General features: G+C 65.0%; 12 protein-coding genes and 1 riboswitch. Of the genes, 5 read left to right on the top strand and 7 right to left on the bottom strand.

Going from position 1 to position 14,183, the window contains the following annotated elements; genetic code table 11:
* Window positions 1-28: 28 nt before the first annotated feature.
* The 7 genes from C8K44_RS14055 to C8K44_RS14085 form a co-directional block, all read right to left on the bottom strand.
* A complete protein-coding gene (locus tag C8K44_RS14055) occupies window positions 29-724 on the bottom strand; it encodes an NADH-ubiquinone dehydrogenase (protein WP_245417478.1) in 696 nt (231 codons plus the stop codon).
* An 86-nt stretch (window positions 725-810) separates the two neighbouring features.
* Window positions 811-2,118, bottom strand: a complete 1,308-nt coding sequence (gene nuoF / locus C8K44_RS14060) for an NADH-quinone oxidoreductase subunit NuoF (RefSeq protein WP_109576406.1) — start codon at window positions 2,116-2,118, stop codon at window positions 811-813.
* Window positions 2,119-2,129: 11 nt separating this feature from the next.
* Entirely contained in the window at window positions 2,130-3,164 is a 1,035-nt protein-coding gene (gene nuoE, locus C8K44_RS14065; RefSeq protein ID WP_109576407.1) for an NADH-quinone oxidoreductase subunit NuoE, read from the bottom strand.
* The gene (locus C8K44_RS14070; RefSeq protein ID WP_109576408.1) at window positions 3,165-4,355 is read right to left on the bottom strand and encodes an NADH-quinone oxidoreductase subunit D; all 1,191 of its coding nucleotides are present in this window, start codon (window positions 4,353-4,355) and stop codon (window positions 3,165-3,167) included. It lies immediately after the preceding gene.
* A 9-nt stretch (window positions 4,356-4,364) separates the two neighbouring features.
* Window positions 4,365-4,970, bottom strand: a complete 606-nt coding sequence (locus tag C8K44_RS14075; protein ID WP_109576409.1) for an NADH-quinone oxidoreductase subunit C — start codon at window positions 4,968-4,970, stop codon at window positions 4,365-4,367.
* Window positions 4,971-4,976: 6 nt separating this feature from the next.
* Entirely contained in the window at window positions 4,977-5,558 is a 582-nt protein-coding gene (locus C8K44_RS14080) for an NADH-quinone oxidoreductase subunit B (protein WP_109576410.1), read from the bottom strand.
* Window positions 5,549-5,914: an NADH-quinone oxidoreductase subunit A gene (locus C8K44_RS14085; protein ID WP_108607728.1), complete on the bottom strand. Its 366-nt coding sequence runs from the start codon at window positions 5,912-5,914 to the stop codon at window positions 5,549-5,551. Before C8K44_RS14085 ends, C8K44_RS14080 begins: the two co-directional genes overlap by 10 nt.
* A gap of 342 nt (window positions 5,915-6,256) precedes the next feature.
* On the opposite strand from C8K44_RS14085, the gene C8K44_RS14090 reads away from it, so the two are divergent.
* The 5 genes from C8K44_RS14090 (at window position 6,257) to cobG (ending at window position 14,183) form a co-directional block, all read left to right on the top strand.
* The gene (locus C8K44_RS14090) at window positions 6,257-7,483 is read left to right on the top strand and encodes a winged helix-turn-helix domain-containing protein (protein ID WP_109576411.1); all 1,227 of its coding nucleotides are present in this window, start codon (window positions 6,257-6,259) and stop codon (window positions 7,481-7,483) included.
* A riboswitch (cobalamin riboswitch) is annotated at window positions 7,478-7,684 on the top strand. It overlaps the preceding gene by 6 nt.
* 37 nt (window positions 7,685-7,721) lie before the next feature.
* A complete protein-coding gene (locus tag C8K44_RS14095; RefSeq protein WP_199227093.1) occupies window positions 7,722-8,159 on the top strand; it encodes a DUF1636 family protein in 438 nt (145 codons plus the stop codon).
* Complete coding sequence (gene cobW, locus C8K44_RS14100; protein WP_109576412.1) at window positions 8,156-9,193, top strand: cobalamin biosynthesis protein CobW; 1,038 nt, start codon at window positions 8,156-8,158, stop codon at window positions 9,191-9,193. The genes C8K44_RS14095 and cobW overlap by 4 nt, the downstream gene beginning before the upstream one ends.
* Window positions 9,194-9,207: 14 nt before the next feature.
* On the top strand, window positions 9,208-12,882 hold the full coding sequence (locus tag C8K44_RS14105; RefSeq protein WP_109576413.1) for a cobaltochelatase subunit CobN: 3,675 nt from the start codon (window positions 9,208-9,210) through the stop codon (window positions 12,880-12,882).
* A complete protein-coding gene (gene cobG, locus C8K44_RS14110) occupies window positions 12,879-14,183 on the top strand; it encodes a precorrin-3B synthase (protein ID WP_109576414.1) in 1,305 nt (434 codons plus the stop codon). The genes C8K44_RS14105 and cobG overlap by 4 nt, the downstream gene beginning before the upstream one ends.

Consider the following 14,183-nt stretch of genomic DNA (forward strand, 5'->3'; position numbering starts at 1 on the left):
GCCTGCGCTGCGCCCCGAAATCCAAAATTCACTCGCCGGTCTTGCCGCCAGCCAGCGTTGCCGCCTGCCCGATCCAGTCGTCGCGACCGATCCGGCCCTTGAAGCCGAGATAGTCGTCGGCCCAGGCCACTTCCTGCTCCGTCCAGCCCGCAACCTGGCTGTAGGTCCAGATGCCGAGACCATTCAGCACCTGCTCCAGCTTCGGCCCAATGCCGGCGATCGCCTTCAGATCGTCGGGCATTTCCGGCCGCTCGATCGATGCCGGCTGCCTGAAATCCTCGGGCTGAAGCCCCACCGGCGCTTCAGCCACGGCAACTTCGGCGGCCTGTTCGACCGCACCAGCAGCCGCCGGCCTTGCCTCGGCCTCCTCCAGCTTGCGCGCCAGGGTCTTCACCTCGGCGATCAGCGAAGCCGTGCTGGCCTCAGCCCTTTTAGCCGCAGTCGGCTTCGCCTGCGTAGCACCGCTAAAATCGCCGAAATCAGGCGAAAGCAGCCGCTGCGCAGCTTCAGATGCACCGGTCACGGCCCCGATCCAGACGCCCATGGCGTGACTGGCGAGGCCGACACTCAGCGCCGAAGCAGCAGCGATTCCGGCGGCAGGATGCACCATCAGATTTGCCGTTCCGGCAAACTCCTTGGGCAGCATCGCCACGAAGTCCCTGTTCATCTGCTCCAAACGTTCCATCTCAGGCACTGCACTTTCGGGAATGGGAAATGTCGACATTGGTAGCTCCTTGTCGCCTTCGCCGTTCGCCTCTGCCTCGTCGTTTCCTATTTCGGACCTTTGGCCCGCACTTTCTGATTTACTTCTTACTCGGCCGCCACAAGCACCGGCTCGGCGCGATGCGAGTTGCGTGAGAATTCGTCGATGCGCCGCTCGATTTCCGGGCGGAAGTTGCGGATCAGGCCCTGGATCGGCCATGCGGCCGCATCGCCCAGTGCACAGATCGTGTGGCCTTCCACCTGCTTGGTGACATCGAGCAGCATGTCGATCTCGCGCTTGTGCGCTTCGCCACGCACCAGGCGCTCCATCACGCGCCACATCCAGCCGGTGCCTTCGCGGCATGGCGTGCACTGGCCGCAGCTCTCGTGCTTGAAGAAGTAGGAAAGCCGCGCAATCGCCTTCACGATGTCGGTCGACTTGTCCATGACGATCACGGCAGCCGTGCCGAAGGACGACTTGCGCTCGCGCAGGCCGTCAAAATCCATCGGGCAATCGATGATGTCCTCGGCCTTGACGACCGGGCACGACGCACCGCCGGGGATGACAGCCAGAAGGTTGTCCCAGCCGCCGCGAATCCCACCGCCGTGCTTTTCGACCAGTTCGCGGAACGTAATCCCCATGGCCTCTTCGACCGTGCAGGGCGTGTTCACATGGCCGACCAGCATGAACAGCTTGGTGCCAACGTTGTTGGGACGGCCGATGCCGGAGAACCAGGCAGCGCCGCGGCGCAGGATGGTCGGCGCGACAGCGATCGACTCGACGTTGTTGACCGTCGTCGGGCAGCCATAGAGGCCGACATTCGCCGGGAACGGAGGCTTGAGGCGCGGCTGGCCCTTCTTGCCCTCGAGGCTTTCGAGCAGCGCTGTTTCTTCGCCACAGATATAGGCGCCGGCGCCGTGATGGACGTAGATGTCGAAATCGTAGCCGTTCTTGTTGTTCTTGCCGATCAGCCTGGCCTCATAGGCCTCGTCGATGGCGCGCTGCAGCGCTTCGCGCTCGCGGATGAACTCACCGCGCACGTAGATATAGGCGGCAACCGCACCCATGGCGAAACCGGCGAGCAGGCAGCCCTCGACTAGCGTGTGCGGGTCATGGCGCAGGATATCGCGGTCCTTGCAGGTACCGGGCTCGGATTCGTCGGCGTTGACGACGAGATAGGACGGACGGCCGTCAGGGTTGCTCTTGGGCATGAACGACCATTTGAGACCGGTCGGGAAGCCGGCGCCGCCACGGCCGCGCAGGCCCGAGGCCTTCATCTCGTTGATGATCCACTCGCGGCCCTTCTCGATGATGCCGGCAGTGCCGTCCCAGGCGCCACGCGACATCGCCCCGGCCAGCGACTGATCGAAGCGGCCGTAGATGTTGGTGAAAATGCGGTCCTTGTCTTCAAGCATGTTCTTGCTCCTCAGACCGGCTTCTTGCCGAAGACGCGGATGTATTCGGCCTCACCGCCCTTGGCGAGCGCCTTGGCTTGCTTGACCCAGTCGTCACGTTCGATGCGACCATGAAAGCTCAGATAGCCGTCGACCCACTCGCGCTCAGCCTTCTTCCACGACGCCACTTGGGCGAAGGTGAAGATGCCGAGTTCGTGCAACGTGCCTTCGATCTTGGGACCAACGCCCGAGATCAGCTTGAGGTCGTCGACAGCGGCCGGCTTGGCAATGCCTGCCGGACGGTTCTTGTCGTCGAGCGAAGGCTTTGCCGGCGCGTCGGCCTTGTCAGGCGCAGCCGCGACGTTCGGTGCTGCCGCAGCCGGCGCTGCCGCAGCCGCTTTCGCAGCCTTGGACGTGGCTTTGGCTTCCTTCTCGCGGGTGCTCTTGAGCACACCCTTCTCGTCCGTGAGCGAGGTGAACCCGGTCAGCGGTGCGGAAAAAACGCGGCCGGTCTGCGGGCCGGTCTTGACCTGGTCGCCCTTGCCCGCCTCGAACTGGTCGATGATCTCGGCCAGCCGTTCGGGGGTCAAATCCTCGTAGGTGTCCTTGAAGATCATGACCATCGGTGCGTTGACGCAGGCGCCAAGGCACTCGACCTCTTCCCAAGACAGCGTGCCCGCCTCGTTGGTGTGGAACTGGTCGTGATGTATCTTGGAGCGGCACACATCCATCAGTTCTTCCGAGCCACGCAGCATGCAGGGCGTGGTACCGCAAACCTGGATATGGGCGCGTGTGCCAACCGGCTTGAGCTGGAACTGGGTGTAGAAAGTCGCCACTTCCAGCGCGCGGATATAGGGCATGCCGAGCATGTCGGCGACGTGCTCGATGGCAGCCTTCGTGACCCAACCATCCTGCTCCTGCGCGAGCATGAGCAGCGGAATGACGGCCGACTGTTCGCGGCCCTTGGGGTACTTGTTGATCCAGGTCTTGGCCTGCGCGGTCATCGCCTTGTTGAAGGCGAATGACGCTGGCTGGACGCTGGCTTCTGCGAGACGGCGGACTGACATTTAGCGGTCGACCTCACCAAACACGATGTCGAGGGAGCCGAGAACGGCCGAGATATCCGCAAGCATGTGGCCGCGGCACAGGAAATCCATCGCCTGGAGATGGGCGAAGCCTGGCGCGCGCAGCTTGCAGCGGTATGGCTTGTTGGTGCCATCGGAGACGAGGAAGACGCCGAACTCGCCCTTGGGCGCTTCGACGGCTGCATAGACCTCGCCGGCCGGCACGCGGTAGCCTTCGGTGTAGAGCTTGAAGTGATGGATCAGCGATTCCATCGAACGCTTCATCGCCTGGCGCTTCGGCGGCACGACTTTGCCATCCATGTTCGAGACAGGACCGACGCTTTCCTTGCCGAGCAGCAGATCGACGCACTGGCGCATGATCTTCGCCGACTGGCGCATCTCTTCCATGCGGATCAGGTAGCGGTCGTAGCAGTCGCCGTTCTTGCCGATCGGAATGTCGAATTCCATCTCCGAATAGCACTCGTAGGGCTGGCTCTTGCGCAGGTCCCAGGCAGCGCCCGAACCGCGCACCATCACGCCTGAAAAGCCCCATGCCCATGCATCGTCGAGCGAAACCACGCCGATGTCGACGTTGCGCTGCTTGAAGATGCGGTTGGGGGTGAGCAAATCGTCGAGATTCTTCACCGTCTGCAGGAACGGATCGATCCACTTGCCGATGTCTTCGACCAGCTTCTGCGGGATGTCCTGATGAACGCCGCCCGGCCGGAAATAGGCCGCGTGCATGCGCGCGCCGCAGGCCCGTTCATAGAACACCATCAGCTTTTCGCGCTCTTCGAAGCCCCACAGCGGCGGGGTCAGCGCGCCGACGTCCATCGCCTGCGTCGTGACATTGAGCAGGTGCGAAAGGATGCGGCCGATCTCGGAATAGAGCACGCGGATGATCTGGCCGCGCTTCGGCACCTCGATGCCCAGCAGCCGCTCGACGGCCAGCGCGAAGGCGTGCTCCTGGTTCATCGGCGCGACGTAGTCGAGACGATCAAAATAAGGCACGGCCTGCAGATAGGTCTTCTGCTCGATCAGCTTTTCGGTGCCGCGATGCAGGAGGCCGATATGCGGATCGACACGATCGACGACTTCACCGTCGAGCTCGAGCACGAGGCGCAAGACGCCGTGCGCCGCCGGATGCTGCGGGCCGAAGTTGATGTTGAAATTGCGGACGGAGGTTTCAGCCATTTCGGCGCCTCAATTCGTCTTGGCTTTTTCGTCGCCCGGCAGCACGTATTCGGTGCCTTCCCAGGGAGACAAAAAGTCGAAATTGCGGAATTCCTGCTTGAGCTCGACCGGCTCGTAGACGACGCGCTTCTGCTCGTCGTCGTAGCGAACTTCAACGAAGCCGGTGAGCGGGAAGTCCTTGCGCAGCGGATGGCCTTCGAAGCCGTAGTCGGTCAGCAAGCGGCGCAGGTCGGGATGGCCCGAAAACAGGATGCCGTACATGTCGTAGGCCTCACGCTCGAACCAGTCGGCACCGGGATACACCGACGTCACCGAGGGAACAGGCGTGTCCTCGTCGGTGCTGACCTTGACGCGGATGCGTAGGTTCTGGCGCGGCGACAGAAGATGGTAGACGACTTCGAAACGCTTGCGGCGCTGCGGATAGTCGACGCCGGCCGCATCGATGAACGACACGAACTGGCACTGCACGTCGCTGCGCAGGAAGGTCAGCACATCGACGATGTCGGCAGCCTTCACCGTCAGCGTCAGCTCGCCATAGGCAACGACGCTTTCTTCGATGTCCGCACCGAGCTTTTCCGCAATATAGGCGGCGAGGTCGTTCAGGGCTTCACTCATTTGGGCTCACCGCTCTATCGTGCCGGTGCGGCGGATCTTCTTCTGCAGCATCAGGATGCCGTAGAGCAGCGCTTCGGCGGTGGGAGGACAGCCGGGCACATAGATGTCTACGGGCACGACGCGATCGCAGCCGCGCACCACCGAATAGGAATAGTGATAATAACCGCCGCCATTGGCGCACGAGCCCATCGAGATGACGTAGCGCGGCTCAGGCATCTGGTCGTAGACCTTGCGCAGAGCTGGCGCCATCTTGTTGGTCAGAGTGCCGGCAACGATCATCACGTCCGACTGACGCGGAGAGGCGCGCGGCGCGATGCCGAAACGCTCGGCGTCATAGCGCGGCATCGAGATGTGCATCATCTCGACGGCGCAGCATGCCAGACCGAAGGTCATCCACATCAGCGAACCGGTGCGCGCCCAGGTAATCAGCGCCTCGGAAGAGGTGACGATGAAACCCTTGTCGGAAAGCTCGCTATTCAGATCGCCAAAGAATGCGTCGTCAGAACCGATGAGCTTGCCGGTGTTCGGATCGATGATGCCTTTCGGCCTCGGTGCGATCAGGGTGCCGGAGGCGTCGTTCAATCCCATTCCAGCGCTCCCTTTTTCCACTCATAGACGAAGCCGATGGTCAAAACGGCCAGGAAGATCATCATTGACCAGAAGCCGAGCATACCAATCTCGCCGAAGGACACGGCCCACGGAAACAGGAAGGCGACCTCGAGGTCGAAGATGATGAACAGGATGGAGACCAGATAGAAGCGAATGTCGAACTTCATGCGGGCATCGTCGAACGAGTTGAAGCCGCACTCGTAGGCAGAAAGCTTCTCCGGGTCAGGATTGCGATAGGCGACAAGGAAAGGCGCTACGATAAGCGCGATGCCGACTAGAAGCGCCACACCGATGAAGATGACGATGGGCAGATACGAACTCAAGAGAGCGTTCATGCTGCGAATTCCGTTGGTGGCCTATCCACCAGATTTACAGCACGGGGTCCGTTTCCGGAAGCGCGACGGATTCTCGTCGGCCCTGACGAAACGGTCGTGCTGCAATGCGGCGACGGTTAGCGCAGGAGGTCGGGCGAAGCAAGCCCAACCTTGTCCAAAAGGAGGCAAACCCCACCGCTGGATCAAAATCCTGCGCGTGTGGCTCCTATTTGATTTCCTTCGTCTTTTACTCCACTTTTATCTCCTGACAAGTCCGGAACCGCAGACCTGCTAGCATTTGCAGCACCGATCGATTCTCGTACCCTTGCGTCACCCGATGACAGACTGCGATAGCTTGCCGCAATGAAGGAAAGAATCTCCCTCCCCACCGCCCGCCGCATCGCGCTTGCGGCCCAGGGCTTCGCTGAGAAGCGCCCTGCAGGTGTGGTCACGCGACGTCACCTGCAGCGCGTACTGGATCGCCTCGGCCTGTTCCAGATCGACTCGGTGAGTACGGTGGTTCGTGCCCACTACATGCCGCTCTATTCGCGTCTCGGCCCCTACCCGATGGCGCTGCTCGACGACGCCATGCAGTCGCGCAAGCGCCTGCTTTTCGAATATTGGGCGCATGAAGCATCGCTGCTGCCACTGGAAACCTTTCCGCTGCTGCGCTGGCGCATGGCCCGAGCCGAGGAAGGTATGTATGGCGGGCTTGCCAAATTCGGTCGTGCGAACAGACCCTATATAGAAGAAATCTTTCGCCAGGTGGTCGACCGAGGCCCGATCGCGGCGTCGGACATAGAAGGCGCCAAGGGTTCTGGTGGCTGGTGGGGCTGGAGCCAGGAGAAGCATGCCTTCGAATGGCTGTTCTGGGCCGGCCGCATCACCACCCACTCGCGCAGGGGATTCGAACGCCTCTACGACCTGCCCGAGCGCGTGCTCCCTGCCGAGATCTACAACCGTCCTGTCCCGCAAGCCGAGGACGCGCATCGCGACCTCCTGAGAATCTCCGCCCGTGCCCATGGCGTCGCGACCGCCATCTGCCTGCGCGACTACTTCCGACTGTCGCCGGCCGACCTGAAGGGCCGCCTCGAAGAACTCGTCGAGATGGGCGAACTGATTCCCGTTCGCGTCGAAGGCTGGGACAAGCAGGCTTACATGCATGCCCAGGCCCGCATTCCGCGCAGGGTCAGCGCCCGCGCCCTCCTCGCGCCATTCGATCCACTGGTCTTCGAGCGCAGCCGCGCCGAAAGCCTGTTCGGCTTCCGCTACCGAATCGAGATCTATACCCCGGCCGAAAAACGCCAGTATGGTTATTACGTCCTGCCGTTCCTGCTGGGCGAACGAATCGTCGCCCGCGTCGACCTCAAGGCTGACCGCCCCGCAGGTATCCTGCGCGTCCATGCAGCCTATGCCGAGCCATGCGCCCCGCCTGAAACGGCTGCCGAACTCCATGAAGAGCTGAAACAGATGCGCGACTGGCTCGGCCTCGAGCGCATCGAAGTCACCTCGGCCGGCGACCTGGGTCCGGCGCTGAGCGACATCGCGGGTCGCTCCCTCACGTTGACTCCACCCCTCGCAAAAGCCTAAATCGGCCCAGACGGTCTCCTCCCGGCAAGGGGAGGAGCTAAGAGGGAATGCGGTGCGGCGCTATTGGCGTCAAATCCGCGGCTGTCCCCGCAACTGTAAGCGACGAGCCAAGGCCGGTAACCACTGGGAGACCTCCCGGGAAGGCGGTGCGAAGGCGACGACTCGCGAGCCAGGAGACCTGCCGTCTCAAACATTGATCCGATCGCCTGGCGGGTGTCCCAGGCAAGGAGCCTGTATTTTGGAACTCGACGGCAATCTCTCGGTCGAAACTCTGGACGCATCCTGCGAAGGCGAGAATTCGCCTGCAGCGCATGTGACCATCCTCGTCTGCTCATCGTGTCGTGATGAGACTGGTTCGGACGCGCATCCCCGCGCCGGCGCCAAACTCGCCGAATCGGCGCGCGCCGCAGGAGAGAACCACGGCATCACCGTCCGCAGCGTCGAATGCCTCGGCAATTGCAAGCGCAGGCTCAGTGCCGCGATCCTGCGCGACGGCTCCTGGAGCTACGTCTTCGGCGATCTCGCCATCACCTCGGGCGACGACCTCGTCACCGGCGCGAAACTATTCGCCACCTCGACCGACGGCCTCATCCCATGGCGCGGCCGTCCCGACAGCCTCAAGCGCGGCCTTGTCGCGCGCATCCCTCCCCTCGATCTCATCAAGGAAGACAAATGACCGCCTCCGTCGAACGCGTTCCCTGCACCGTCGTCACCGGCTTTCTCGGCGCCGGCAAGACCACCCTGCTGCGCAACATCCTCGAAAATTCCAAGGGCAAGCGGCTTGCCATCATCGTCAACGAGTTCGGTGACGTCGGCATCGACGGCGAGATCCTCAAGGGCTGCGGCATCGACACCTGCCCGGAAGAGAACATCGTCGAACTGGCCAATGGCTGCATCTGCTGCACCGTGGCCGACGATTTTGTCCCGGCCCTCGACCAGATTCTCGCGCGCACGCCCAAGGTCGACCACATCCTGATCGAGACCTCGGGCCTCGCTTTGCCCAAGCCTCTCGTGCAGGCCTTCCAGTGGCCGACGGTGAAGAGCCGCGTCACGGTCGACGGCGTCATCGCCGTTGTCGACGGCCCGGCGCTGGCCGAAGGCAAGGTCGCCTCCGACATGGAAGCGCTCGCCGCCCAGCGCGCCCAGGACGAGACGCTCGACCATGACGATCCGGTCGAGGAGGTGTTCGAGGATCAGGTCGCCTGTGCCGACCTCATCATCCTGTCCAAGTCCGACCTGCTCGACGAGGCCGGCCATGCCCGCGCCGCCGCCATTGTCGGCGAGCATCTCGCCCGTGCCGTCAAGATCGTGCCGTCGGCGCACGGCAAGGTCGACCCATCGGTGCTGCTCGGCCTTGGCCTTGCCGTCGAGGACGACATCGAGAACCGCAAGACCCACCACGACGGCGCCTTCGACCACGAGCATGACGACTTCGACACCTTCGTCATCGAGATCCCCTCGATCGTCAGCCCCGAGGAACTGGCCAAGCGTGTCGCCACCGCCGCCGAGGAAGAAAACGTGCTGCGTGTGAAAGGCTTCGTCGATGTCGGTGGCAAGCCGATGCGCCTGCTCGTCCAGGCCGTAGGCCCGCGCGTCAACCATTACTACGACCGCGCCTGGACGGCCGAAGACGACCGCCGCTCGCGCCTCGTGGTCATCGGCCTCAAGGGCCTCGACCGGCCGGCCATCGAGCGTATCCTGGTCCGCTGAACCGGACGGCCGGGATGCACATCCTCACCACCACATCCGCCTCGCTCGACGACCTGATCGAGCCGGTCGACCTCAGGCAGAAGCCTGCGGATGTGGTGGCGCTGTCCTTCACCGACAGCGATTTGGCCGGCCTCGCCAATGCATGGAAGGCGGACGCGGAAAACCTCCCGTCGATGCGGCTCGCCAATCTGCGCGACCTAAGGCACCCGATGTCGGTCGATCTCTGGGTCGACAGCGTGGCGGCCCACGCCAAGGTCATCCTCGTCCGCATCCTCGGCGGCCACGACTGGTGGCGCTACGGCTGCGACCGGCTTGCGGCCATAGCGCGCGAAAAAGGCATCGCGCTTGCGCTGTTGCCAGGCGAAAGCCACGACTCGGACGCGCGACTGATCCAAGGCTCGACCTTGCCGCGCGCCGAACTCGACGCGCTGCTCGGCTATTTCCGCGAAGGCGGCCCGGAGAATATGAAGGCGCTTGTCGCCCGCCTCGCCGGATTGGCTGGCGTCGGAAGCGACGCCGCCGCGCCGGTCACTGTGCCGAAGGCTGGTTTTTACGATTCGAAACAGGGCGTGATGACAGCCCCCTTCTCCCCGTTCACGGGGAGAAGGTCCCGGCAGGGGGATGAGGGGCAGCAGCCCACGCTCGACACCCTTGCGCAGCCCCTCATCCGCCCCTTCGGGGCACCTTCTCCCCGTGAACGGGGAGAAGGAGGCATCATCCCCATCATCTTCTACCGCTCGATGCTGCTCGCCGCCGACGTCGCGCCGATCGACGCCTTGGTCGAAGCGCTCCGCTCACAGGGCCTCCAGCCTGTCCCGATCTTCGTCTCCAGCCTCAAGGACAAGGATTCGCTCGCCTTCGTTGAGGCCGCCATCGCCGACCTCGCGCCCGCAGCCATCGTCACAGCGACCGCCTTCGCCGCAGGCGCCGAACCGGGGGCCGAGACACTGTTCGATCGCGCCGGCGTGCCCGTCTTCCAGGTCATCGTCGCAACCACCCGGCGCGAAGCCTGGGAAGGCAGCCTGCGTGGCCTGGCGCCCGCCGACCTCGCCATGCATGTGGTGATGCCCGAACTCGACGGCCGCATCCTCGCCGGCGCCATCTCCTTCAAGACCGAATGCGAGGTCGACCCGGCGCTCGGCTTCCGCGCGTTTTCCAACCGCCCCGAGCCCGACCGCGTCGAGCAGGTCGCCCGTCGCATCTCAGCACATCTGCGGTTGCGCGAGACGCAGCCCGAAAAGCGCAAGCTCGCGATCCTCATCCCCGACTACCCCAGCGCGCCCGGCCGCACCGGCTACGCCGTTGGCCTCGACGTACCTAACAGCGTGCTCGCCATGCTGCACGACCTCAAGGACGCGGGCTACGACGTTGAATCGATTCCGCAATCGCCGCGGGAACTGCTCGACCTGATCGAGGCTGGCGGGCATGGGCTTTCGCTCTACGACTATGTCGTGATGGCCGCGGGCTTGCCGACAGAGGCACGCGACGCTGTCGAGGCTGCTTGGGGAAAAGCAGAGCTCGAGGCAGAACAATGCCCCCCGTCGCGCCGCCCCTCATCCCCTGCCGGACCTTCTCCCCGTAACGACGGGGAGAAGGCTGACGGCCGCAACGCCGCGCTTAACAGCAGCAGCCGCAGCACCGTTTCCAATGACGACGGCCTCAACGCCGACGCCCCCCTCTCCCCGTCCTTACGGGGAGAGGGTAAGGGTGAGGGGCGGCTCGCCTTGCCAAGTGAGCAGCGCTTCGAAGAAGAACCACTCACCTTCCCCTTCCGCGCAGCGACCTTCGGCAACGTCACCGTCACGCTCGCCCCCGATCGTGGCCGCTCGGCCGACCGCCGCGCCGACTATCATGACCCGACCTTGCCACCGCGCCACGCCCTGCTTGCCTTCGGCCTGTGGCTGCAAAAATCCCTTGGTGTCCATGCGATCGTCCATGTCGGGGCGCATGGCACGCTCGAATGGCTGCCAGGCAAGGCTGTGGCGCTGAGCCGGACCTGCTTCCCCGAGATCGTCACCGGCTCCCTGCCGGTGGTCTATCCCTTCATCGTCTCCAACCCCGGCGAGGCCGCTCAGGCCAAGCGCCGCATCGCGGCCATCACGCTTGGCCACCTGCCCCCGCCGCTCGCTCCGGCGGGCCTTGACGAACACCAGCAGAAGCTCGAGCGCCTCGTCGACGAATATGCCCAGGCCGACGGCCTCGACCGTCGCCGCCGAGACCGGCTGGCGAAGCTCATCGTCGAAACCGCCTCCCAGACCGGCCTCGCCGCCGAAGCTGGCGTCGCCCGCACCGACGCGCCCGACGAGGCGCTGCGCCGCATCGACGCCTGGCTCTGCGACCTCAAGGATTTCGCAATCAAGGACGGCCTGCACGTCTATGGCCGCAATGAGGTGAACGAGCCGGACGCCACCCGCCGCGACAGCGCCGAAGCCGAGCGAAACAACCTCATTGCCGCGCTCGACGGCCGCCACGTCAAGGCCGGCCCCTCGGGCGCGCCGGCGCGCGGCCGCACCGATGTTCTGCCCACCGGGCGCAACCTGTTCACGTCTGACCCGCGCACAATGCCTACGCCGACTGCCTTCGATCTTGGCAAGGCAGCCAGCGATGAGATCATGCGCAGCTACCTGCAAAGCCACGGCGAATGGCCGCGCGCGCTGGTCATCGACCTCTGGGGCAGCGCATCGCTGCGCACCGGCGGCGAGGAAATCGCGCAAGGCCTGGCCCTGATGGGCTGCCGGCCGCAATGGGACGCCGCCACCGGCCGCGTCACCGGCATCGAGGTGCTTCCGCCGGCAGCGCTCGGCCGCCCGCGCGTCGATGTCACCTGGCGCATTTCGGGCCTGTTCCGCGACATGTTCCCGACCCAGATCGCGCTGATCGATGCGGCTGCCCGCGCTGTCGCCACCCGCGACGAGGACGACCACGACAACCCGCTCGCCGCGACCACCCGCGCCACAGGCAAGGTCGAGCCACGCATCTTCGGCTCCTCCCCCGGCACCTATGGCGCCGGCCCCGAGGACCTTCTCTCCAGCGGCGTCTGGCAAGCCCGCGAGGAACTGGGCCGCGCCTATCTCGACGCTGCGTCGCATGCCTATGGCGGCACCGACGGCGAAGGGTTTTCGGCGCCCGGCGCCTTTGCCGGCCGCATCGCCGAGGCCGACCTTCTGGTCCACACCGGCGACGACCCCGGCCGCGACATCCTCGAAGGCTCCGCCGACGTCGCCTTCATCGGCGGCTTTTCGGCTGCGGTCGCCGCACTCGGCAGCAACGCCGACGTCATCGTGCTCGACACCTCGGACCCGCACAAGCCGCGCCCGCGCTCGGTCACAGAAGCCGTCGGCCGCGTCGTCAGGGCGCGCGCCACCAACGCCCGCTTCATCGCAGGCCAGATGCGCCACGGCCCGCGCGGCGCTTCCGAATTCGCCGAGACGGTCGACCGGCTGATCGGCTTCGCCGAGACCACCAACGCCATTCCGGGCGCGTTGATCGAGGCCGTGCACGACGCCTATGTCGGCAATGAGTCGGTGCGCGACTTCATGCTGCGCGAGAACCCGGCGGCGGCGAAGTTCATCGCCGAGCGCTTCGCCACGGCGCGCCGGCGCAGCCTGTGGCACCCGCTGCGCAACTCCATAGACGACGACCTCGCCGCCCTCATCGCCGAGGCCGAAGCGCGCGAGGTGGCGGCATGACCAGCTTCTCCCGTCGCGGCGCCTGCCCGGCGCTATCGGCCCCGATGCAGACTGGCGACGGCCTGCTCGTTCGGATCAATCCGCTCGCTGGTGAACTTTCGTCCAGGACTTTGATCGAACTCGCGGAATCCGCCGCGCGTCATGGCAACGGCATCGTCGAGGTAACCGCGCGGGGCAGCATCCAGATCAGGGGACTTACGGAGGACAGCGCATGTCTGTTGGCCGGGGAGGTCGATACGCTCGGCATCGCCGTTCGCACGGGCGTGCCCGTCGACACCAGCCCGCTCGGCGGCATCGATCCGGCTGAAGTAGCCGACCCCGCTCCTCTCGCAGCAGCCATCCGCGCCGGTATTGAAGACGCTGGCCTTGCGTCGCGTCTTGGCCCCAAGGTTTCAATTGTCGTCGACGGTCGCGGCCAGATCGGGCTCGCCGCTATCATGGGCGATGTCAGGCTGGTGGCGGCCGACGCCACGCGCTGGCGCATATCCGTTGGTGGCGACGAGGCGGCGGCAACTTTCATCGGAGAGCATGACGGCGTGGCCGCGTGCGCTGTCGCGCTGGACACGCTTCGCGCCGTAGCCACAATGGGCCGAGAAGGCCGGGGCCGCGACCTCGGGCTGCCGCAGAGCGCAGATGAATCAAAACCTGAACCGCTCCCGACAACCGGCTCATCTCCCATCGGAATCCTCCCCCTGGCCGACGACCGAATCGTCCTCGGCGTCGGCCTGCCCTTCGGCAGCATCGACGCCCAAACGCTTATTGCCTTCTGTACGGTCGCGACCGAACTCGGCGCCACCGGCATCCGCCCCGCTCCCGGCCGAACCCTCCTGGTCATGGGCCTTGCATCCGCTTCCGCAGACACCCTCACCGCCACCGCCACATCCCTCGGCCTCGTCACCTCGCCCGCTGACGCCCGCATCCGCATCGCCGCCTGCCCCGGCGCGCCGGCCTGCGCGTCGGGCATGATCGCCGCGCGCGACGTCGCTGCCGACATTGCGGCAGAGCTCGGTGAAAGCCTCGACCCGACGCTGTCGCTCCATGTCTCCGGCTGCGCCAAGGGCTGCGCCCACCCCGGCCCGGCAACCGTCACCATCGTCGGTGACGAAAAAGGCGCGGCATTTGTCGTCGGCGGAACGGCGAAGGGCCTTCCGGCCGCCTACACCGCGGGATATGAAGCCGCGCGCGGCATGGGCCGCCTCACGAAATTGCTCGCCCAGGAGCGCAAGCCGGACGAAGATGCCGCCGCTTGCCTCGCAAGGCTGGGCGCAAAGCGCCTCGCGCAAGCTCTGGCACAGGAATGA

The organism is Aminobacter sp. AP02, from assembly GCF_003148805.1.
In the GTDB taxonomy this organism is placed as follows: Bacteria; Pseudomonadota; Alphaproteobacteria; order Rhizobiales; family Rhizobiaceae; genus Aminobacter.

Excerpts from the sequence above, each read along its gene's own strand:
- C8K44_RS14055 (WP_245417478.1), bottom strand. The coding sequence starts at position 724 with ATGTCGACATTTCCCATTCCCGAAAGTGCAGTGCCTGAGATGGAACGT.
- nuoF (WP_109576406.1), bottom strand. The coding sequence starts at position 2,118 with ATGCTTGAAGACAAGGACCGCATTTTCACCAACATCTACGGCCGCTTC.
- nuoE (WP_109576407.1), bottom strand. The coding sequence starts at position 3,164 with ATGTCAGTCCGCCGTCTCGCAGAAGCCAGCGTCCAGCCAGCGTCATTC.
- C8K44_RS14070 (WP_109576408.1), bottom strand. The coding sequence starts at position 4,355 with ATGGCTGAAACCTCCGTCCGCAATTTCAACATCAACTTCGGCCCGCAG.
- C8K44_RS14075 (WP_109576409.1), bottom strand. The coding sequence starts at position 4,970 with ATGAGTGAAGCCCTGAACGACCTCGCCGCCTATATTGCGGAAAAGCTC.
- C8K44_RS14080 (WP_109576410.1), bottom strand. The coding sequence starts at position 5,558 with ATGGGATTGAACGACGCCTCCGGCACCCTGATCGCACCGAGGCCGAAA.
- C8K44_RS14085 (WP_108607728.1), bottom strand. The coding sequence starts at position 5,914 with ATGAACGCTCTCTTGAGTTCGTATCTGCCCATCGTCATCTTCATCGGT.
- C8K44_RS14090 (WP_109576411.1), top strand. The coding sequence starts at position 6,257 with ATGAAGGAAAGAATCTCCCTCCCCACCGCCCGCCGCATCGCGCTTGCG.
- cobW (WP_109576412.1), top strand. The coding sequence starts at position 8,156 with ATGACCGCCTCCGTCGAACGCGTTCCCTGCACCGTCGTCACCGGCTTT.
- C8K44_RS14105 (WP_109576413.1), top strand. The coding sequence starts at position 9,208 with ATGCACATCCTCACCACCACATCCGCCTCGCTCGACGACCTGATCGAG.
- cobG (WP_109576414.1), top strand. The coding sequence starts at position 12,879 with ATGACCAGCTTCTCCCGTCGCGGCGCCTGCCCGGCGCTATCGGCCCCG.